The sequence below is a fragment of the Bacillus cereus group sp. MYBK227-1 genome, assembly GCF_051916325.1.
In the GTDB taxonomy this organism is placed as follows: domain Bacteria; phylum Bacillota; class Bacilli; order Bacillales; family Bacillaceae_G; genus Bacillus_A; species Bacillus_A cereus.
This window is the reverse complement of record NZ_JBQAGK010000004.1, coordinates 285,226-307,502: the sequence shown is the minus strand read 5'-3', so window position 1 is coordinate 307,502 and position 22,277 is coordinate 285,226. Positions and strand designations below refer to the sequence as shown.

Below are 22,277 nucleotides of genomic sequence, written 5' to 3'. Positions count from 1 at the left end.
GGTCCCGCTACACTTAATCAATTAGCTATAGAAGCAGGCGGGATGAAACGAAAACGGAAGTGCCACGGGCATCATTTTTTATCTTTGTGTGTATGGCTAAATTAACAAGTCGCTACTACCTCTCTTACCCAACTATGTAGTCAATTAGAACCTTCAACAGGAGTTTTATTAAGTCCGGAAGGACTTAATCGGCGATTTAACTCGGCTTCTGTAGCCTTTTTTCGTACTGTATTTACTACACTTCTACAGGCTAAGATCGGAGGCGTATCTAAGATTTCTCATTCTCTTTCTTCCTACTTTGAGCGCATTCGCATCCTTGATTCTACAACCTTTCAAGTTCCAGATCGATTCGCAGCTATGTATCCTGGTGCCGGAGGATGTAGTCATAAAGCTGGTGTGAAAATTCAACTAGAGTATGACTTGTTGAGTGGAGAGTTTTCTGATGTGAAAATTGAACCAGGAAAACGAAGTGATCAGGCGTATGGTGCGACTCGAACAGACATGATACAAAAGAATGAGTTGTATATCCGTGACTTAGGATATTTTCGTCTACAAGACTTTAAGTCTATTCAAGACAAGCAGGGGTTATTATTTATCCCGTCTTAAGTTACCGACTAAAATATATAGAAAAGAGTTCGAAACAGTCGTCCATTTCGGTATATGACTATTATACACCAAACGTACATTCGATAGGTAGTGGAGTAACACTTTCTGTATGTCGAACAATTAAGATGGCTTCCTGCCATCCCTTATTCGAAGCCAATTCATCTCCCACCTACTCACTGGGCTGTGCCCCTTCACGCTCCTTGAGGAAGGAGTCTTCTTGGCTAAAATGATAAATATATATTATTGCTTAGAATATGATTCTTAGTATTCTATCATCAATCCTCATCATACAAATTATCTACAGATTCTTGTAAAGAATCTAATAGATATTCGCTGAAGTTTTCATAAGTAATGGCATACAGTTCCTTTGAAAAACGACTCCAAAAGACAACAGGGCACTCGCCATCTTTTATTTGATTAGTATCTAAACATGTCACAGTACCATCGATATCATTTAAAACAATGTATTGCTCAGGAAGGTTATATGTTTCTCTATATAACTTGGTGTGGTAAACAACTGAAAAATCCGCAGCTGTTGTCTCACAGCCATGGATATCCATACCAGCCAGTCCGCCGCTACCATACTGTTTTAAAAACCAATGATAACTGTTTGGGAATTTAATGTTTAGCATTTGTGCTGCTTCCCGAATTATACCTTCATTTACCCCTCCCATAAAATCGCCATCTTTTTCATATGTGGTAATGATTGAAATAATGTTATCATTCATCTTTTTATTTCCTTTCTAAAATTATTATACTGTTTATATAGCTCTTTGTCGTTTCTAAAACTTTCTCCTGATTCTACTAAACCATGTAATACTTTAGTAAATTCATCATGTTTATTTGCTGGTATTTCAACCATTGCTCCAGGTTCTTTTTGCGTTAAATGATGTAACTCAATTTTGTGGTTATCTTTTGTAAAAGGTACCCCGCCTTCTGGACTTTCTCTGTTTCTTTTTTTACTTTTTCTTCAGCTTTAGAGTCATTAGAGTTACGTGCTGTTTCGTTAGATAAGCATGCTGCCAATCCTATAATTAAAACGCAATTTGTTAGTGCGAGTAATAGTTTATTGTTCAAAATATGTATCCTCCGATGTCTAAAATGTAAGCTATCCCCTCTTGATGGCGGTGTGATGCTACCTCTTTTTTGTATTCAGTCAAACATACGATATTTACCAGTAGGTGTCATAGAATTTGCACATAACTTGACCCTATAATCTTGTGGGATCCTCTCTATGTTGTTTGATATGTACCATTTTCAGTTTTAGTAATTTAATATGACCATTAAGCAACATAAAATTTCTGTTTACTACATTTGCTGTATAAGATTTTCTGTCTTTTTTACTTTTAAAAATAAAAAGCAACATCTTTTGGCTACGCCAAACTGAAATCCATCTCCTACCTATCGTTGGGCTACGCTCTTCATAAGCTTGGGGAAAGGTAATTCTTTAAAAATTAGATTTCAATTCTTAAGAAACCTTAAACTTCAAACATTTCATTGAAATTGTTAAGTAGTGAGTAATTTAACTAGATTTTTTATAATTTTTTCTTTTCTTAAAAAAAGCACCTTCAGGATTTGCATACTTATTGTATACAAATCCTGAAGGTGCTTTTTCATGTACTACTTTCTAGATTCGTTTAAAATTTAGGAACTTAAACTTCAAACATCTTTCTCGGCACGGTTTTCTATTATATAACTCTAAACAACTTGACACTCCCACGGCTAAAGCCGCAAGTCCTATACCTTACGGTGTAACGGATGGGATTCTTGAATGACTAAGCATTCGCAGTCCATTTCTGTTTTGAATAGCCTTCAAGATGAGGGTGTGCCATCCCCCCTCCTAAGACAGACCATATAGGTTCTTAGGCTGATTGACTATTACCGTCAACCACAGTTGCGTAGTGAATATTTATCGCCTCAACGATATCACGATGTTTCTCAAACCCACATTGGCACTTGTATTTTCTGTCTTGCGCCTTGTTCTTTCCAGAACATTTCGGACATGTTTGACTTGTATAAGAAGGGTTCACATATTCGACCTTTATGCCAACTAATGTCGCTTTGTACTCGATGAATTGTGCTAAACGATGGAATGACCAAGTCTGTAAATTTTTTTCGTTTTTACGGCTTGTTCGTGCCGTCTGTCTAATGTTCGTTAGTTGCTCTAATCGAATGACAGAAATATTATTATCCGTTGCAAAATCAACGATTCCACGACTTACCTAAAGGCGAGGGGCTTTCCCGTTCGGGAAGGGCTGTAAAAATACAAGTAACTTGCACATAGACTCTTCACACTCCCTATTTTTGTTCGATTTTCACAACTTTGACAAACATGGAACGATAGAGCGTTGAGAATTTTATGATTTCAATGTGTTTCTACAACCAAAATTCATCTCTCAACTAAATTTAATGTTTTATATCTATACAAGGAGTTCCTTCCAAAAAACGATAAACTAATAAATATAGTTCCCTATCAATAGCTAAATTACACAATTATTTAAAGCTACAAGAAATAGCTGATGTGTATATTACACATAATTAATTTTATTATTAACAAAGTAATTATATAAATATAATGCGTTCTGTAACGTCTCATAAATTGTTTCTCTTCCAACAGAAATTCTTAAAGCGCAATTTAATTTACTTGAAAACATTTCTTCAACAACACAAAGTCTTGTAGTATCAAATCCAAAACTGCTCCCTGAATATATATTAATATTAGGTTGAATATTCCTCACGATATTTTCACACTCATTTGCATAGTCAGATAAAGATTCAGAATATAGAGTCTTCACATAAATTAAAGTTCCTATCCATGGATATTCATTAATTTGATATTTTTTGTCCATTGAGACTGAAGTATTAACTTCTTTAATTAAATTTCTTCCTACCATATACTTAAAAAAAGAACACAATAATCTAGTATTACGCGCCATTCTATCTAATCTTTCTTCTACAAAAGGCAAATTTGGATCTGGTAATCGCTGCAATAAAACAGGATCTGGTATTGCACTTAAGACACTACTCAAATGATTAATTATATCTACAAAATCTTTCATTCTAAAGATATTTCCTGTAAATGTAACAAATCCTAAATTGGTTAAATCTAATCCTAGTTGAAAGTATTTTATTCCACTTTCCACAATTATAAGAACGACATGAGATGGTAACATTTTTTCGTATTTTTCTAGAATCGAATTAGTAATACTAGTAATAGTTCTATCTATAATAATAAATAAAGGCTTTTTCTGCCTATGATGTTTTAGTTTTTCAAAAAATAAATCTAGATTTATCCCGTCCCTAATTGGCCAAGTTGTTCCCGGGTCAATTAATAAACAACCTATATCTTCATTATTCTCAATCTTCTGATATATATTCGTGCTAGAGATACATTCTGCATTGCTGTATATATTTTTTATTAAAGTAATACCCTCAAAATAATATCCTTCTTGAAAGTAAATAGGAAAGACATCTTTTGTAATTGTTTTATAAGCAATTAAAGCCATTTCTAAAGCTTTCATTCCTGAGTTTGTTAGAACACCTAATGTTTTCTTCTGTAATGCTAAAGGAATACGATAATACTCTGAAAAAAAGCGATCTTGAAAATTCGTTACAAATTCATGTCCATTCATTCGCATATATACATCTTCATTTATTTGTCCAATTCCTTTTTCTTTAACCAAAGAACCAGTTGAAATTGCAGGAGATTGCCAATCACTACTTGTCAAAATTCCACTTAAATTTTTAAAAACTGCACGAATATTATATTTTAGTTTAATAAAATTTAAAAAAGTGCATTTCTGAGATGTATTTTTATAAATCTCTAATTGTTGACTAAGTAATTTACAATGTTGTCTAATAATATTGACCATTTCAATTTCTAAACTACTTTTTGAAAAAATCCGTTCTACTTCCTTTACTTTTAATAAACATTGCTCCATTAACCACATAAGTTCTTTTAAGTCCTTAGCTCTTTCAAGTATAGATAGTTCATAATAAGGTTTTATGTCTGCAGTTTCAATAAGATATTCCCAATCTATACTTTCTAATTGCTCTTTTTGTATATCTAATATCTCCATCATATTTAACCACCATTATTTTAATAAGTTACTAATTATTTTCGCAACGCCATCATTATCTACAGTGTCTGCAACTAAATTCGCCGCATTTTTTATTTCAGAATTTGCATTTTTCATTGCAACACCTAGTCCTACATTTTGTAGCATATTTAAATCATTTTCTCCATCTCCAAAAGCAATAATTTGGGCCATTGAGACCTTATAATATTTTGTCAACATTTGAATAGCTGTTAATTTATTTGCTTCTTTAATATATATTATTAACCATTCATCTCCAGCAAGGAAAACTTCATATTTTTCACCAAGCAATTTCCTAATTTTCGATTCCATTTCAAATGAAAAACTATTATACTTATTTTTTGATTTAATGTATAAACGGAATGGATTGCTTTTTGGCTGACTTCCAAACTTTATTTTTTTTCTATTAACTTTAAAAGCCATACTAAATAATAATGCACTAATCTGATCAAAAGCGTAAATCGAAGACATCTCTTCTTGAAAAATATAAAAATCATCCTGAAATGCACTAATAATTTGCTGAACTTTACTATTCGATATCGTCTGCTTCCAAATTACCTCATTTTTTTTATAATCATATATTAACCTTCCATCATAACAAATTACCGGCCAACTAGGTTGTATAATATCAACTAATTGTTGGCATTCAATCCAAGTTCGTCCCGTTGCTATACCTATTTGATTCCCACACTCTTTCCACTTTTCCAGACAACTTAAAGTTCTTTCTGAAACATAGTTCTCATCATATTTCACAATAGTCCCATCTAAATCTAAAATAGCAACCTGATAGGTCTGATTATTCATTTAACATCACCTCATTTGCTAAATTATTGAGCTGGGCTTTACTAGAAGATCCGAATTAGCAGATAATAAATCAGATATTCTTTTATCTCTTGAATTAAACCTTCCAGAACTCAGTTTCTTATGATTATTCAGAAAATTAACCAAGCTATGTACATGGTTTTCTACTTTAAATTGCTCACGTACTTTTTGGAGATTTAAAACTAATTGTTGATAAAAATCTTCATCATATTTAATGCGTTCCATCGCCCTAGCTAACTCAATTTCATTTCGAACTGTTATGCCAATATTTAATTGTTCAACTAAATCTCCAGTTGCTCCATATTTGTCAGTAATTACAGGTAAATTATATAAGAATGCATCACGTAATCTCAAACGATGGCAAGTATAATTCTCAATTGAATCTTTTGCATAAACTATTATTGCCCTGGATGCATTTAGTAATTTATCACGTTGCAAGTGAGGAATATACTCTTGAACAAATTTAATTTGATCTTCTACTTGTAACTCCTTCGTTTTGTTATGTAAATTCATTGCTTCTTTAAATAATTGTTCATTTGATGGAAAATACATAAACTTCATATTTACATCAATATTTCGATCTTTAAGTTTACGAATCGCTTCCGGTACTATACAAGGTTCATAAAAGTCCCAAATACCACCATTCCATATAAAATCTATTGTTTTATCTATTCCAATGTTATTATTCTTTATTTCATCACTAAAGCTATTAAAACCAATTGGAATATGTGATAGAATTGTAGATAAATTCTTACTGTTATTATATTCATCATAGTCAATTCTCCCTAGTAAAACTAGGGATGCAATAATAGTAGCTCGTTCGACTGAAGAACGTGTAATAAAATGATCAGTTGCTAATATTTGCAATTTGTACCTAGAAACTATATCGTTGTAACATAAATTAGGATCCATTGCCATTCTAACTTTATAATATTCAAGGTGTTCAATAGGAACTTGGTTTTCTGAAATAATTAATTTGTTTTTTTCGTGTGCATAAATTAAAAAACGTGTATCTGGTAAATCAGTAGTAATTATTGCATCACAGTGATCAATTAATTCTTTCCAATTAGATTCTTGATAAATTTCAAACTTAATATTTGGATGCTCAAAATCAGATTCTTTATTAACCAAAAAAGTAATAAAATAATTTTTAGAAAGTACTTGGGCTAACTCCCATAATCTCACACCGATCCCACCCATGCTGTTTCCGATGGAATATGTTGATGCATCAATTAATATATTCATCTTATATTCTCCTCTGCAAGATAATTATTCACAGTTTAAAGTCTGATAATATTGATGTACTGCCTCCCATACACCTAAATCATAGGATTCTTTTACTTCAATGGCAGGAATTCCTGGTGTTAATTTATTACTCATGTTTATTGCCTCTTTATTATTTATTGCGCTATCCATCATTTCTAAAAATTCATTACTATATCTTTTATTAAAACCAAAGGCAGCCCAATAACCATTAAGTGAAGAATTTAAATTTGATGGTTTATCAATATATTTCCTTACAAATAACTCCTCATTATTACTAAAAATTTCTACTGCTCCTTCTCTTGCAAGTATTTTTTGATTTTTTTCGTATTTAATCCAAAAAATAGCGTCTTGTCTTTTGAGTAACTGTATAGATTGACTAATAATATCTTGATCAGGTGACTTTGTTTCAATAATTGTGTCAGGTAATAATAATATATTATGCTGTAAAAACAAATCCTGAGCAGATTTTACTGCTCCAATCATTTCTGTTAAACCAGACTCCTGATATATAAAGACTATTTTAAATTTATCTTTATACTTCTCTAAATACTCTACTACTTGCAAATTTTCTTTATTAAGAATAACAATTACTCTAATCTGAAAAGGACATTTTAAGATCAAGTCAAACGAATAGTCTATTAGGGCCTTATTATAATTCAACATTAATAATGGTTTAGGATAGGGAAGATTTAACCTTTTCCCTATACCTCCACATGGAATTATAACTGCTATTTCTTCTTTTTTCATTTTAATAACTCCCAACTTAAACAATTCAAAATCATCATAATTTCTATTTTTAAAAGTTATGAGATGTAATCCGGACAAATTTCTTACTTTATAATTATCACATTAGAATGCCGATTTATTAACCTCAATTAAGCTTGTTTATTATTTTATCAATCGTATTTAAAAGTACCCCATGTAACAAAACTAACATGAAGAAGCTTTCTTTTCATATGGAAATTGAGTATCCCTTAAGTCCAATAATTGTTTAACAATTTCTAACTGCTTGCTAGCCTTATTAACTTGATATTTTAATCTCTCATTATCACCTTGATTTTCCACCAAATAATGCAAGTTGATAATTGAATAGCGATCTATTGCATAATTTATTGCCATTCTCTGATCTTCTTTTTTAAAATTTTGATTATATTTTTGATAATCATCTAAGTATTTTTTTACTAAATGAGCAAAATCCCCATTCTCATCATATACTCTGTCACATAAATCCCAAATAAAACATCCCAAATCTTCTGCAATAACAGAGTAACGAATATCTCCAAAATCAATAAAAGCTACTAATTTACCTTGATTAAAAAAGATATTATCACGTTTTATATCACTATGAATCATTTGCTTATTTGTATTTTTATAATATCTTTCAAGCTCAAAACGTACATCTAAATATATTTCTTTCATAGTTTCATATAACCTAGTTGGGAATTGTTCAGTTCGCAGCTTAGATGGCGATATCATCCTGTGACTCATTGCTGAATACTCTTCATCATTTTCGATATAATCTGTCTGAAATTGAATACTTATATTATGAAATATTACCTGCTTACTCGCAATTTCTTGTAAATTATCTTTTGTATACTCAGGATGAACCCCTTTAATATAATTCATTAAGGTTATAAAACGTACATGTGATTTAGATTCGGTTTTCACATAAGTTTTTCCATCTGCAACCGATTTATAAAACGTTGGAACAGGTACTCCATTCTTTTGTAAATACTTAATAAAGTCTAGTTCTCGCTTAATTAATTTTTCACTATAACTAGACATATTATGGTTTTTTTTCATAGATGAAATACGAAGTATATAGAACGCATTTTCACACTTCACTTTAATTAAAATATTTTCATATCCTTCAGGTATAATTTTAAAACTTATAACTCTAGATTCCGGAAAAAAATACCTGATATATTCTTCAACATCAGAAGTAGTCAAAGAGTCTATTAAATTCAATTCTTTAGAAAAAAACATACTATCACCCTAACTTTTTAAATTACGATTCTATACTACTTAATACTAATTGATTTGCTACATTACATTCGGATACTTTATTTTGATCCAAATTAATAACATAATCTGAATGTTTAGCTTCTTCCAGATTATGCGTAACCGAAATAATAGTAACTTCTTCCAATCCTTTTAAAACTGTTTGGACATTAATAGCATTTTCACTATCTAATCCTGAGGTTACCTCGTCAAGTAACAATACTTTTGGTTTACGAATTAAAGCCCTGGCAATTGCTAGACGCTGTAATTGACCTCCCGATAAAGTAACGTTATCATTGGATCCAATCACTGTATCATATCCATGAGGTAGTTTTTCTACAAACTCATTAATACGCAAAAGACGTAACAGTTCTTTAACCTCATTTTCTTCTATTTCATCAATTCCAAATATTAAATTCTCCCATATAGAACCACTTACAAATTCAGAATTCTGAGGAACAAATTGAATAATACTACGCAATTTTTCTAGCCTAAAATGCTGAATAGGACTATTATTTATTAGAATATCACCTTTATTAGTATCTATTAATTTAAATAACATCTTTAGCAAACTACTTTTTCCACATCCACTTCTCCCAACTATGCTTGTATATTTATTCATCTTAATATCAAGTGTCAGGTTTTTGAATATCTCTTGTTCATCATATGAGAAGTAGATATTTCTCAAGCTTATACTTTCGATATTATTTAGATCTTTATCTCCACTAACCTCATAATTAGATTCATCGTGCGACTCTTTTTCTAATTTTTTTGCTATCGGCATCTTTTGAAATGTTTCCATTAATCGATAGTAAATAACTTGACTTCTTAGAAATATTTGCTCTATATACATCTTTGCCGCAATCATAACCCCAATTGTTAAGGTTCCTTCAATTACCTGTAAACCACCATACAAATAAATTAAAGCAATTCCTAAAGACATGATACTTCCAATGTACAAATTATTTTTTCTATCAATTTTCTTAACTGCCATAAATGCTCTAAAGTTTTCTTCATTCACTTTTTCTAATCGCTTCTGTAAAAAATCCACGTTACCAAATGATTTGAATAACTTTACTGCATTTAATCCTTCATTAAGAATACCTGTAGCTGCAGCTCGACTCTCTAGTTCTACAAAAGAGGCTTTTTGGAGCTTATTTTTAAAGAGAATATACGGGATTATATAAAACAGTAATAAGAACATTGTCATTAATCCCAATCCAATGCTCAAATAGAATAATACACTTAACAAAATTACTAAACTCATACAATTTAGTAATATTTGAATTGAAGTAATGTAAATCCAATGTCCAATTTCTTCGGGTTCATCAATTATTGTTTGAAGATATTCCCCACTTAAAGCTTTTGAATGACTTTCTACTTTACGATTTAAAACATTAGAAAATAATTTAACTCTCATATTAGTTAATACTTTATGACCTAGTTTATTAGCAAAGTAATCTTCAAACGTCATGAGAACTCCTGATGTTGTTGGTATAAATACCATACCTAAAATTACCCACCACAATAATCCATTTTCATAAATTTTTAAAGCGTTATCAATTAAAATCATTGTAAGCATTGGTACTCCAACTGTTAAGACAGCATGTGCTATAATACTTAGAATAATCATTGTTACTAAGAATTTTTCCGGTCTTAGAATAACCCACATATACCTTAAATAATCAGTCAGCTCTTTAAATTTCATATAGTAAATCCACCTTAATTAAGCAATTTGATAAGTAGTCAGTTTTTTGTTTTCAATATGAATCTTTTGTAAAGAATATTCTTCACAACTTGGACGATGAGCAATTTGAATTATAGTAATATCGTTTTGTTGGTATAATCTATGGAATAGCTCCTTCTCTAACTCTGTATTTAACGCTGAGGTTGCTTCGTCCAATAATAAAAATTTCCTATTCGTAATCAATGCCCTAGCTATACTAAGTCGTTGTCGTTGACCACCTGATAACTTGTTTCCATTTTCACCAATATTGGTATTAATTCCTTCTGGTAACTGATCTATAAATTCATCACAACAACTTAGATAAAGTGCTCTCTTTATTTCTTTATCTGTAGCCATTTGGTTAAAAGCTTTTAGATTATTTTTAATAGAATCATTTAAAAATAATACGTCTTGTGCAGAAATTGCAAAAAAGTTACGTAATTGATTGAAATCTACATTTTCATACGATACATCATTTATTCTAATTTCCCCAATCTGCGGATTATATAACCCAAGTAATAAATTAAATATAGTAGACTTTCCTGCACCACTTTCACCAGTAATTACTGTATTCTGCCCTTCTGTAATTTTAAACGATGCATCATTTAAAATTTTAAGACCATTAACTTCATATGTAACACCTATGAACTCTAATTCATTAATTTCAACCTTAGGTATTGATACCAATGGATGCTCCTTTGCTTTAGGCGCAATTTTACTAAAAGTAATTATCCTTTTTATTCTTGGAATTAAATCTTTTAAAATAAGATAATAACCTGTAATATTATTAATTGGTTTTGTAATGGTTGGAACTAACAACAAACTTGCTACTACTTCTCCTATACTTAACTGGCCTATAATATATAAATAGCCCCCATAGCCAAATATAAATGCTGGTACTAATGAATCAAAAAAAACACGGATTACTAAATATGCTCTGAAATTTAGTTCTCTTTTAAGAGAAAATAACATATTTAATCTTGCGATTTTTTTAAACCCGTTAGAAATTAATATGTTTTTATTAATAATCTTTGTAAAAATAGGTTTATCTATAAAATTTTTGATATATTCAGTCATATCTTGTTCATATTTATGTGCTTCCTCAACTAATTTACCTTGACGTTTATTAATATAATATAAAGGTAATAAACTTATTAAACTCACTATAATTGTTCCAATTAAAAATAGTGGGTTTATGAAACTTAAATATATTGCAGAACCTATGGCTATAAATATAGATATAATTATCTCAGGAACTGTTTCGATACCTGTACTTTGTAGCGACTTAATATCATTTACAAATAAATTCATACTTCGATTGTATTGCTTACGGAATAGTTCATAAGGCAAATGAATTAAATTATAAAAAATACTATTCTTAATCTTCATTACTAAGTTGAATGAAATTTTACTATAGAAGTACATAAATAGTACCTTACAGATTTCTCCCGCTACCATTGCCAGTAAAATTGCTATGAATGCTTTGAATACTAAATCTGCATTTGTACCAACTAAAACTGAATCCATATACCATTGCACTAATGCAGGGGGAACAATTCCAAGTAATGTGCTCATAGTGGCTAAACTGACCAACAATAAGATACCCTTTATATTCCCCAGTACATATCGTTTAAAAAACATTTGATTGTTCCCTCTATTCTTTTAAAAATTGATATTTATACCATTCGTCCTAATTTTAAATATGCGGATACTCAGGCTAACACATTAGAAATTAAAATATCTGTATGGTGACTATCACACTGTTTTTGACTAATATAACAGAACAATTCCTTTTCATCTAAAAAAGTATTATTTTTATTAAGAATATTCTCTTCCTGAATAAATTTTTTTACGGCAGTAATCCCTTTTTCAATCGCTAATTGGCTAACTTTTTCAAGATAAGGAAATGGTCGCTTACGTAATATATCAATAAACTCCTCAATGTGTACTTCTTCATGCCAATTAGCTAGTTGTTTTTTCTCCGTTTTTATTTTCTTTCTATGAAGATGCATAGTTATTTGACTATCCACGGATATCCCTTTGATAAAAAACGGAGCTTTCTCAAAACTAGACACTTCTTGATGAAATACATCTAACAATTTATTATATATAGAATTAGGGGTGCGCTTACTTACAATACGAATAAATTTCCCACATGGCTTTAATAGATCTACTATTTGATCACATACCGTTTGTGGGTATAAAGTAAATAACATAACCTCATGCTCAAATATTACATCAAACGTTTTTTGAGGAAAAATTTCTTTTAATGTCATTATATCCCCACAAACTAACGATGCACGGTTATATTCCATATCTTGAATTTTTTCAGTAAATTTCTTCAACATAAATTCTGATTGTTCTATTCCTATATAACTTTGAGCGTAAGGCATAATATTTAAGCCTATTCTTCCGGTCCCAGCCCCTAATTCAAGAATATCTTTTTCCTTCATATATGTATCTGCAAGTTGATGCAGACCTACAATCATATCATCTGTCATACTACGTGATGCATCATATTGATTAGCTAAATTATTAGTGTATACATTAAGAAGCTCATCTGATTGAGGGTCAAGACTAATATCCCATCCTAATGTATCTTCGAGGTATTTCTCTATTTCATTCAACAAGCTCTTATCGAAAGTTGAAAATACTCTCTCATAACGATATAGATTTATAGTAAATAGTTTTAAAATCTGATTAACCACATTTTTCACTTCTTCTGGAACTATATCCTCTTCATTTAGACTACCTATACTTTTGTTAATTTCTCCAATAATTTCTTTTACTTTAGGATGTACATAAGGTTTTAACCTTCTTGTATCAAATTCATAACCACATTTTTCAATTAAAATATATGTATCAAAGGTATTATTCTTAAACACTTCTAACGATTGCTTTAAAAACATACCATCTTGTCTACCTATACCAACCGCAATTGAATAAATATCAATTAGCCCCTGTGAGATACTATCTTTAATGGATTTTTTTATTACTTCACTTCGCTTATTCCATCCTGATACGACTTTAAAAGCTTGATTATCAGTTTTAGAATGTAAAGTTATGTTATTTCGATTAAGCTCAATTATTTTCTCAGGACCTTTTACCCGTTCATCATCCCTTGCAAATATAATTACATCGATTAACACTTTAGAATCATATAAAACAATAATATTCCTTTTATTACTTCCTACATCATTGATTTTCAATATTTTAATTTTCAATTCCTTCTTCATAGCAATAGAAACATCTTCAAACTTTTCCTCATTTACTTTTAAATATAAGTTTATATTGGACCAATCATCGCTTGTATTATTGGCTAGACTTCCTCCAAACCAAGCTTTTTCAATTAAAATATTCCCTTCTGAAAAATCAGCCAATTCATACAATATGGTCAGAAATTTTTTTTTCATAAAGTTCCCCTCTACTTTAATAATTTTCAAAGATTAAATCCTAAATTTGATAACAGCGATTCCAGGTAATAAGTTTCGCTATCTTTATATTGTATATTTCGAATAGTCGAGCAATTAAAGGTGTATAATCCCCTTAAATATACATTTTGTTTAATACATATTAACACATTAGCTATTAATCTCTTGTGATCTTATAACATTAATTTCTTTCTCATTAATATTTTGAATCTTTCGGCATATGCGAGGTAGTAATTTTGCATTTTTTGATATAGCTAATTTTAATATCATGTTAGCTACTACATTCCAATCATGACCTAATTCTACATAAGATTCATGAAGTTCATTTATATTAAATCCACACGACTCTGTCTCTAAAAATGACTCTAAAAAAGCAGCATAAATATATCGAGAATTAGATATTTCCTTAAAATCAGTGTATAAATTCTCTAAATAAATACTTTCTACTACTTCTATATCCATATGTTCAAATGTCTTCTGTATATCATTAAAGACTGATAAACCCGTATTTAACGGCTGTTGAAAAGGCAATGCTGATTTATAAAAATCTAAATTATTTTCTTCACTCATGGCTATGATATTCTGCATTATGACTTCTTTAATGCCTGTAACACTTATATCAGAATATGCACTTGTATCTAATAAACACAAAACATACCCTGCGGTTTCAGTTTCTAATTTTCTTCCTTCTAACATCGCCATATAAAGACTATCCGCTAGAAGTTCTCCTTCAAAATGGAACAACGGATCAAAAATTTCATAATTTCCATCAGATTTACATTTTTTTATCTCTATATAATGAAATTCGTGTGAATCATTATAATTTAAGCAATATGGTAAATAATAAGCATCTACTACTACAAAGATACGATCTTGCTTTATTAATTTTTCTAGTAATATCTGAAACTCTTCTTTTTCATCACAAATATATTCTCTCAAATATATATTATTTAAAAATGCAAGTTCAGATTTCAACGACCTATAACGTGGGTAAAATCGTAATTTATTTTCTTCTAAATAAGACATAAGGCCCATTTGTTTCCATATCTGTCTATAATCTATTGACTTTGAATGGACTATATTGGTAATAACTAAACTAATACAATTATGATGACTTAAGATAAGGCTTTCATTTTTATTATCCACTTGGAATCACTCATTTCTTTATTTAATTATTTAATATTCTAAAGTTATTGAAAAAATATGCATAGAAGGATTATCCCCAAATTTAATACAATTAAATTCTAACGGCTGATCAAAAGTAATTGAATCACACCATATTTTAGGAATAAATTGCTTTAACTCTCCAATCTTATTGTTAATATAAGGAAATTCAACTGCTAATCGATTCCCAAATTTAGGTTCCCTACTAACGAAATCTGTAAGATGAACTCTATAAGAAGCAATAAATTGATCATCATTTACTAATTGTATACTTTCATAAAAATCACCATTATTAGAAGCACCTAAAATATGAATTTTTTTATACATATTTTTACCAAAAAAAATAGTTTGTCCTTCCAATTCAATATTGTCCCCATTTGGCTCATCGACAAAAAGCTCATATGGAACACCTTCCATTTCAAACAAACCCTTTGGACAATATTCAGCTGGAAGAGATGATCCACCAAAACTTAAGGCCCCTTCTGCTTCAAGACCTGTTTTAGTAAATCCTTGATTATTAAATTGTTGGCGAAAATCTAATTTTATATAGTTTTTTGCAGTATTTACTCTACTCATATTACCCCTCCTACTTCTAAATTTTTTAAAAGGTAGGAACTATATAAAAAGTTCCTACCTTTAATGTAGTAAAATTACATTATAAAATTATATTCTTAAATCTTATTAAACAGTTACTTTGATATATAATACTTTAGTTTGCATGCTTATTCATCTCCTTAACTTGTTTTTTTATCTTTCTTAGGAGCATTGAGTTTACTAGTTTCTACTTTTAAATTAAACAGTTACTTTGATATATAATACTTTAGTTTGCATGCTTATTCACCTCCTTAACTTGTTTTTATCTTTCTTAGAAGTATTGAGCCTGCTGATTTCTAATTTAAATTAAACAGTTACTTTGATATATAGTACTTTAGTTTGCATGCTTGTTCATCTCCTTAACTTGTTTTATCTTTCTTAGAAGCATTGAGCCTGCTGATTTCTAATTTAAATTAAACAGTTACTTTGATATATAGTACTTTAGTTTGCATGCTTGTTCACCTCCTTAAAATGGAATAATCTTTCAATAATTTGACAATTTTGATTTTAATATACATCTACTAGAAAGTAAATGCTTTTTTTAAAATTTTTGGAAATATTATAATAATTAAAGTTTTTGCAACAGCCCTATATCATTGTACTACTTTCCATCAAGCTATTCTGGTTGCTATAAAATTCAAGTTTTATATGTATCACAAACAATTAAAAATTGTAATTATTTTACTGTGAACTAATTATAAGTATTTTACCAAAAATAGTAAACATAGAAATGATTTCATTTTCATACTTTACGTTATACTCTTTTCCTCACATACGAAAATTAAGAATATTTTTAGATCTTATTAAATTATTATCAAATGGGATATAGATTGTAAATCTGTCAATATAACCTTTTTATAGATCGTTAATAACTTAAATACTAAAACAGTACATACCGGCTATTTCAAGAGTTATTCAGAGTCGCATGTCACGCATGGAAATAATATGAAAAATTACTCATTTTACAATTTATCTCTTTTGCACATCAAAAGTAATAATCTTACATTGTTAGGATCTTATATCGTTTTGCAGGTACGATAATAACAATATATTAAGAAGTTTTACAAGAACTCTGGTTCTTACTTAATTTAGCATATAACCATTATTTAACTTGGCTACATAAATAGGATAACTATTTTCAAACCACTCTTTTCTCCTATATTCACAAAATGAATTAGATTTATAATAATAAAAAAAGTATAGTTTTTTCTAGTTTATCAATATATTTCTCCCTTGAATTTATTTATTAGGATATCGAGAAACTTGTTAATTTCATTCTAAAAAATATAAAAATAGTAAAATATCTACACACAAATAAAGTATTCATTTAGCCCCTAATAATTGAATTGGATTAGGATAAGTAACAATTATAGATGCTTGTTTTATCATTTCATGTTGTTGATTGGCAAGTGTAAAATTAAACGCACTATTTCTTTTACAATTTCAAGAAACGTACTCATAAAACTATGGAGTAATATGGACTATGATATAACTCATTTTGCCCCAGCCTACAATATGAATCGTCACCATATGACGCTACAATACATACTATTGAATATGATTCGTTCTTAATTAAGAAATCCACAACTTCAAATATGTTTACAATACAAGTGTATTGTTGAGGTATATGTAATTCTTGGACTTTTTTCATCTAACTGCACATCTTTAAATACATCATTAACAGTCAAAACTAATCTGATGTGAATACATGAGGAATTTATATAATTTGACTGAATATAATAGTACTGCCAATCATTAATCCTATTCGCACTGCCACGGGTGCGTATTTTTTTACTTACTTTTTGAACAAGCTCTATATATTCTTCACTCAATAGTTATCATCCTCTTAGTTTTAATAGAAATCAGTAACCGTAAATATGTTGTAGTCCCTCGCGAAATCTTTGAAGTTGTTCTCATCGTTATTCACTAAACATTTATCATGTGAAAATAATGGGTTTATCAAATACATTAAAGTCAATGAGTTTATGGTACTTCTGCATTTCCATTCCATTTACGCTAATTGATTTTTCACATAAAAAAAGCTGTTTTCCTGTATCAAAGGAATTATCAGCTTTTTTTATAGTAAATAGTAAACTTAATTTATTATTATTTAAATTATGTACATGAATTATTTGTTATTTAAAATAGCTTTTGGGGCTTTTTCTTTATCATCAAAGTGTATTGTTTTATCCTTTGAAATTTGATAAGTTTGGTTATGTGTAACAATGGAACAAAATCACGCAACAAGCATTAGTGGATATGAATTTTGAAAGCTAAGGAGAGGGGATAATTTGACAATCAATCAAATGGTTCAATTAGGTGGTTCATTTTTATTGTTTATTTCTTCAACATTAATTAGCTGGTACCAAGGTAGTAATTTAATAGATTATCCTGATGAATGGCAGTACACAGCTAAGTTTACAAATTATTTTAAAGGGTCTTACTCAAGTTATAAAGATATCTATCAAGTAGATTTTTTTATATATGCAGCTAAGTTTTACCCTGGCTGGGTAGTTGTTATGATAATAAGTTTTATATATATGATAGTATTGTCTGTTTATATAATATATAAAAGAAAAAATAATAAAATATAAGGAAAATATGTTATTAAACAACTAAAAATGGTATAATCTTCTTGTTCAAACAAAAACAAGGGGGATATACAAATGTTTAAAAAAGTATTAAGTGTTGCGGCAGTATCAGTAATTTCCTTATTTTCATTTTCATCTATTTCTGCATATGCAGAAGAAATGCCAACCGAATTGAGAAGCGGGGCAGTTCAACAAGTACAACAAATTCAATATTTTGATGAAAATGATAAACCAATCTATCCTTATTCTAATGCGGAGTTAAATTCAACTCCTCCAGCATACAGTAATAGTTTGGTAGCTAGAGCCACTTCTAGAGCTGATTTTGGTGCTACAAGTTTTTCTAATTTTGTATGGATTTATGGGGGACAAGTTTTTTATAATCCACAAGATATAGAGTTTGAAAGAACTAACAGACCTAAATCAGTTTCTATATACGCATATACTTTAGGTGGATCTTATATGGGTAAAAGTGTAACGAACGAAGGTACTGGATGGGCATTAGTTCCATGGAGACATTTACCAAGAGGTCAAGCTTATAAATTTAAATTTGTTAGTGAATCAGGTCAACTTGTTAAAATTAAACATGGAACAGTTTATTACGGTTAATAAACTAATATTAAATAAAAAAGAATGCTAGTTAACTAGCATTCTTTTTATTTGTTTATCTTTTACAAAGCGGAAATCAAACCAATAGGTTGAAAAATATTTTTTACAAACACATATAATGTCCACTAATGCTTGTTCCGTTGCTACACATACTTCCTTTATACTAAAGATACCCTATAGAATGATGTTTTCAATTTCTATAGAGTATAAGTTTTTATATGGAATCTTTTATTTTATAATGATTCAGTCTTATACGAAACAATAAAATAAGGTAAAGAAAAGTACATTTATATACAATAACTTCTCATTTACTTTCACGTTTAATGTGTGATTTCTATATAACAAAGAAAAAAATATCCGTTTGGGACCCTTTTTTAGTTTTATTTTAAAATTTTCTCTTTGGAATCTGTAATAATTTACTGATCCTCATCACCATTATCAATTTATTTTCTTAAGTATTCAAGGGTAATTTTGATTTCTTCCTTATTCTCATAATAAACCCCTTTTGTACTTTTAATTTCTTGCTCTAATTGTTTTTCTCTGTCTTGAAGCGGATTGATTTCTGCTCTTATGAATAGTTTTTTTCTTTCTCCTTCAGACTTTTCACTCAGTTTTTTTAGAATTTCAATTTTTTTCATCAGAGTACAGGATTCAAGTTCCCTTTCTTTTTCTACTTTTACAATCGCTTTATATTTTTCTATTAACTATTTCCCACTTTAATAATTCATCAAGAATATATTTTTCCATCTCCTAATCTCCAAAATTAATCTATTCGGTAAAAACTATAAATATCTCTTTATCCGAATTAACAGATTTTAAATTGGAATAATAATCCTAAATAGAGTGTGGGAAAATGTATGAAGATTCACGCTTAAATTAAGACTTATTACTCTCAAGCCTCCGCACTTTTCCTAAGATGTTCACATATAGGATTTCTTTACGTATTCCCAATTCGTTCATATCACTCACAACTCTCTGTATTAATAGGAAGTAATTTATATAGCGCCTCCTTATGTTAAATGCTAAAAACTTATTGTTTATAGTTATTTATTATTATATAATATTTAACGTCTTTACTTATATGCGATTAAGATATATCGGAAATAGAAAAGCAACAGATTCGCCACCTTTCCATATTCCCCGCGTCACGTTTATTACTTTATATCATTTAGTTGCATCCTATCCTTTAAATTCATTTATTTAAATGTGCAATTATAAATAACCACTTACATTTTGAATCGAGGTGACAATCATGAGAAGTTTTTGTTCATTATTGACCTCTACTATCTGTTCGACAATCCTTTTAGTATGGAATTCCCTTTTTTCTATACTGAATTCACAACAGAGCATACATCCTTTTTTTACATGATATTAACATAAAAGAATCTATAATATTAGAAATCCTTTTTAAAATATAAAATAGTAGTGGATTCTCTACTTTAATTTCTACATAATCCCTTTTTTCTTTTGCCCTTTTATAAAGAACTTTACGATTTACACCAGTAACTTCATATATCTTCTTAACTGTGTATCCATTTTCTTCACGATTAGCAAACAACTCTAAAGCATGATCCGTTATACGCAACATTGTTTAGCAAGGTCTATCTCTTCTCGTTGGCGCATCTTAATTTTGTGTTCGTTTGTTTTATAATATTAATAACAAACAAGACGCCTCCTAGATCACGCACGGCAGCGCCCCCGATAATTGCTATAAACTTGATCAAACTTATTTATCCTCACATTATTTATTTCTTTGTTTCCATACCCCATTGTCTTTACGATAAGTATTCTTGCCATCCATGAAGTCAACTGTATTACCCGGAATGCTATATTTCTTATTCTTTTTCTTAGCCTTTTTCTTCAATCTCTTCTCTTCTTGAATAGCGTGCAAATCCGCCTTCCATTGTTTCAACAAATCCTTTTCACGTCGCATCGAATTTGTACTCCTTGGAATAAAATGTGAACCAAATAATTAGATTCTACCTATTTATATAGATATCCTCTAATCCAATGTACCAAATTATGTTTTTTCTTTTAAAAAGACCAACAATATATTAAAATACCCTATATATCCAAGGAGGTCTGTCATGTCCAACTTTCATAATGAATTACCCCTATTAGGATTCTTTTTGTTTTTATACAGTTTCATTGGTATCATCTTTTTATTACTATTCCTTAGCGTGTAGTAACAATGCAATACATGTAAATATATGTTTAATGTGTAAATTCTATAAAAAAAGTAAAAAGCACCTCTGTTGGATGATTAATATTTACTATATATTAATTAGGAGAAAACATTTTGTATAATATAAATGCTTTATTATATGTGTTTTCTTCAAATCGTCTTAGGGGGAATGCAATTTTTTATTTTTTCAATAGTACTTACTAGGTATTTCTGTTAATGTCTAGTTACCGATATGTGTATTAACCAGCCGGTGCTTCTGTACGGGATTATTTGATGCTTTCACACATTGTAATATCCAGGAACCTGTCTATTAGGCAGTACATTCTACTAGATTCCCTAATATTAAGGCAAACAAAATCCTGTCCTATTAACTATATAGAGACACCTTTACAAACATAACCCTTATCGCTTCTATGGATCATCAACTTTTTCATGATTTTTATCTGAGCTTTTCATATTCACACATCCGTAACATCTCTATATAACATTTTAATATATTACGTGTTAAACTTATAACATGCCAAGAAGTCCTTTACTTTTAGAATCGACAATTCTTCAATACCCTTAGTCTTGCCCTGCATCCCCTGCAGGGCTTTTATCCTTTAGCTAGAGTTAATATAAACCTTTTGCACGTTTCTTCTATCTTATCTGTGCTGTTATTTTCCATCCTTAATAATCTGTTTATTGATGCGTTTCATAACTTTATCCTTAGTTTGATTTTCAATAACAAACCCCTATTTTCCTAAAATTCAATCAAATATTTATAAATTTCTAACGAGTACTAATTGATAGGAATCCCACAGCATGAAATGGAATTCATTCTCAAAAGTTATTAATTATTGTATCTGTCAAACTATTGGTTTTATCTCTTCTTCATATTTTAATTATCTTTTGACCATGATCAAACAAATAAATAAAATACATAAATAGGTAAGGATCATATTACATTTTCTCATTCTATGAGATTAATCTAATAATAAAATAAAGTAGAAGTATCTATTTTAAAGAACTGGAAAATACAATATTCCGGTGCTGTAGTCGTACATAATTCCATTACAGTGTCGATATAAAATAAAACATTAAAGCTCTGTTCACGATCTAATGATGCAAAAATCATCAAAGATAAACGCCACCACTTTTTTCATATAACATCTCATTAAATAATACAACCAACAAATCCGCTACATA

The 22,277-nt window shown here is 29.5% G+C and carries 18 protein-coding genes and 4 pseudogenes; 3 read left to right on the top strand and 19 right to left on the bottom strand.

Translation table 11 applies throughout. The features are described from left to right. Positions 1–3: 3 nt before the first annotated feature. Positions 4–649, top strand: a pseudogene (locus ACTFRM_RS20540) (IS4-like element IS231S family transposase); the annotation flags it as partial. 232 nt (positions 650–881) lie between these two features. Here the strand turns inward: ACTFRM_RS20540 and ACTFRM_RS20535 are convergent. From ACTFRM_RS20535 to ACTFRM_RS20465, 15 genes and pseudogenes are all read right to left on the bottom strand, one after another. Next, entirely contained in the window at positions 882–1,334 is a 453-nt protein-coding gene (locus ACTFRM_RS20535; protein ID WP_324656967.1) for an SMI1/KNR4 family protein, read from the bottom strand. After that, a complete protein-coding gene (locus ACTFRM_RS20530) occupies positions 1,331–1,507 on the bottom strand; it encodes an HNH/ENDO VII family nuclease (protein ID WP_257145564.1) in 177 nt (58 codons plus the stop codon). The genes ACTFRM_RS20535 and ACTFRM_RS20530 overlap by 4 nt, the downstream gene beginning before the upstream one ends. Further along, the gene (locus ACTFRM_RS20525) at positions 1,489–1,683 is read right to left on the bottom strand and encodes a hypothetical protein (RefSeq protein ID WP_065705494.1); all 195 of its coding nucleotides are present in this window, start codon (positions 1,681–1,683) and stop codon (positions 1,489–1,491) included. The genes ACTFRM_RS20530 and ACTFRM_RS20525 overlap by 19 nt, the downstream gene beginning before the upstream one ends. A 59-nt stretch (positions 1,684–1,742) precedes the next feature. Continuing rightward, positions 1,743–1,972: pseudogene (locus ACTFRM_RS20520) on the bottom strand (RNA-guided endonuclease InsQ/TnpB family protein); the annotation flags it as partial. Positions 1,973–2,468: 496 nt separating this feature from the next. Then, positions 2,469–2,828, bottom strand: a pseudogene (locus ACTFRM_RS20515) (RNA-guided endonuclease TnpB family protein); the annotation flags it as partial. A gap of 306 nt (positions 2,829–3,134) precedes the next feature. After that, entirely contained in the window at positions 3,135–4,685 is a 1,551-nt protein-coding gene (locus tag ACTFRM_RS20510; protein ID WP_400154956.1) for a hypothetical protein, read from the bottom strand. 15 nt (positions 4,686–4,700) lie between these two features. Next, the gene (locus ACTFRM_RS20505; RefSeq protein ID WP_098517622.1) at positions 4,701–5,507 is read right to left on the bottom strand and encodes an HAD family hydrolase; all 807 of its coding nucleotides are present in this window, start codon (positions 5,505–5,507) and stop codon (positions 4,701–4,703) included. Positions 5,508–5,525: 18 nt separating this feature from the next. After that, the gene (locus tag ACTFRM_RS20500) at positions 5,526–6,770 is read right to left on the bottom strand and encodes a hypothetical protein (protein WP_440043539.1); all 1,245 of its coding nucleotides are present in this window, start codon (positions 6,768–6,770) and stop codon (positions 5,526–5,528) included. 24 nt (positions 6,771–6,794) lie between these two features. Beyond that, positions 6,795–7,538 carry a sugar phosphate nucleotidyltransferase gene (locus tag ACTFRM_RS20495; protein ID WP_000711256.1) on the bottom strand — a complete coding sequence of 248 codons (744 nt, stop codon included), beginning with the start codon at positions 7,536–7,538 and terminating at the stop codon, positions 6,795–6,797. Between the two features lie 183 nt (positions 7,539–7,721). Then, on the bottom strand, positions 7,722–8,741 hold the full coding sequence (locus tag ACTFRM_RS20490) for a phosphotransferase (RefSeq protein WP_440043538.1): 1,020 nt from the start codon (positions 8,739–8,741) through the stop codon (positions 7,722–7,724). 58 nt (positions 8,742–8,799) lie between these two features. Further along, on the bottom strand, positions 8,800–10,500 hold the full coding sequence (locus ACTFRM_RS20485; RefSeq protein WP_440043537.1) for an ABC transporter ATP-binding protein: 1,701 nt from the start codon (positions 10,498–10,500) through the stop codon (positions 8,800–8,802). An 18-nt stretch (positions 10,501–10,518) separates the two neighbouring features. Next, entirely contained in the window at positions 10,519–12,159 is a 1,641-nt protein-coding gene (locus ACTFRM_RS20480; protein ID WP_000465536.1) for an ABC transporter ATP-binding protein, read from the bottom strand. Positions 12,160–12,230: 71 nt separating this feature from the next. Beyond that, positions 12,231–13,931 carry a class I SAM-dependent methyltransferase gene (locus ACTFRM_RS20475; protein WP_400154957.1) on the bottom strand — a complete coding sequence of 567 codons (1,701 nt, stop codon included), beginning with the start codon at positions 13,929–13,931 and terminating at the stop codon, positions 12,231–12,233. Between the two features lie 168 nt (positions 13,932–14,099). Further along, complete coding sequence (locus ACTFRM_RS20470) at positions 14,100–14,924, bottom strand: DUF6005 family protein (RefSeq protein WP_141096686.1); 825 nt, start codon at positions 14,922–14,924, stop codon at positions 14,100–14,102. A gap of 201 nt (positions 14,925–15,125) precedes the next feature. Beyond that, entirely contained in the window at positions 15,126–15,689 is a 564-nt protein-coding gene (locus ACTFRM_RS20465; protein ID WP_324656969.1) for a hypothetical protein, read from the bottom strand. 2,309 nt (positions 15,690–17,998) lie between these two features. Here ACTFRM_RS20465 and ACTFRM_RS20460 point away from each other — a divergent pair. Together ACTFRM_RS20460 and ACTFRM_RS20455 are read left to right on the top strand one after the other, a co-directional pair. Next, positions 17,999–18,301, top strand: coding sequence for a YjdJ family protein (locus ACTFRM_RS20460; RefSeq protein ID WP_000154628.1), 303 nt, complete (start codon positions 17,999–18,001; stop codon positions 18,299–18,301). A 72-nt stretch (positions 18,302–18,373) separates the two neighbouring features. Beyond that, positions 18,374–18,904: a hypothetical protein gene (locus ACTFRM_RS20455; protein ID WP_000475284.1), complete on the top strand. Its 531-nt coding sequence runs from the start codon at positions 18,374–18,376 to the stop codon at positions 18,902–18,904. A 443-nt stretch (positions 18,905–19,347) separates the two neighbouring features. On the opposite strand, the gene ACTFRM_RS20450 is transcribed toward ACTFRM_RS20455, so the two are convergent. The 4 genes and pseudogenes from ACTFRM_RS20450 to ACTFRM_RS20435 all read right to left on the bottom strand — a co-directional run bounded on the left by ACTFRM_RS20450 (position 19,348) and on the right by ACTFRM_RS20435 (position 22,209). Next, entirely contained in the window at positions 19,348–19,542 is a 195-nt protein-coding gene (locus tag ACTFRM_RS20450; protein WP_000717844.1) for a hypothetical protein, read from the bottom strand. Between the two features lie 821 nt (positions 19,543–20,363). Then, a pseudogene (locus ACTFRM_RS20445) lies at positions 20,364–20,533 on the bottom strand (recombinase family protein); the annotation flags it as partial. Positions 20,534–20,645: 112 nt separating this feature from the next. Continuing rightward, positions 20,646–20,837: a hypothetical protein gene (locus ACTFRM_RS20440; RefSeq protein ID WP_001250589.1), complete on the bottom strand. Its 192-nt coding sequence runs from the start codon at positions 20,835–20,837 to the stop codon at positions 20,646–20,648. A 1,222-nt stretch (positions 20,838–22,059) separates the two neighbouring features. Further along, on the bottom strand, positions 22,060–22,209 hold the full coding sequence (locus ACTFRM_RS20435) for a hypothetical protein (protein ID WP_157404445.1): 150 nt from the start codon (positions 22,207–22,209) through the stop codon (positions 22,060–22,062). Between the last annotated feature and the right edge of the window lie 68 nt (positions 22,210–22,277).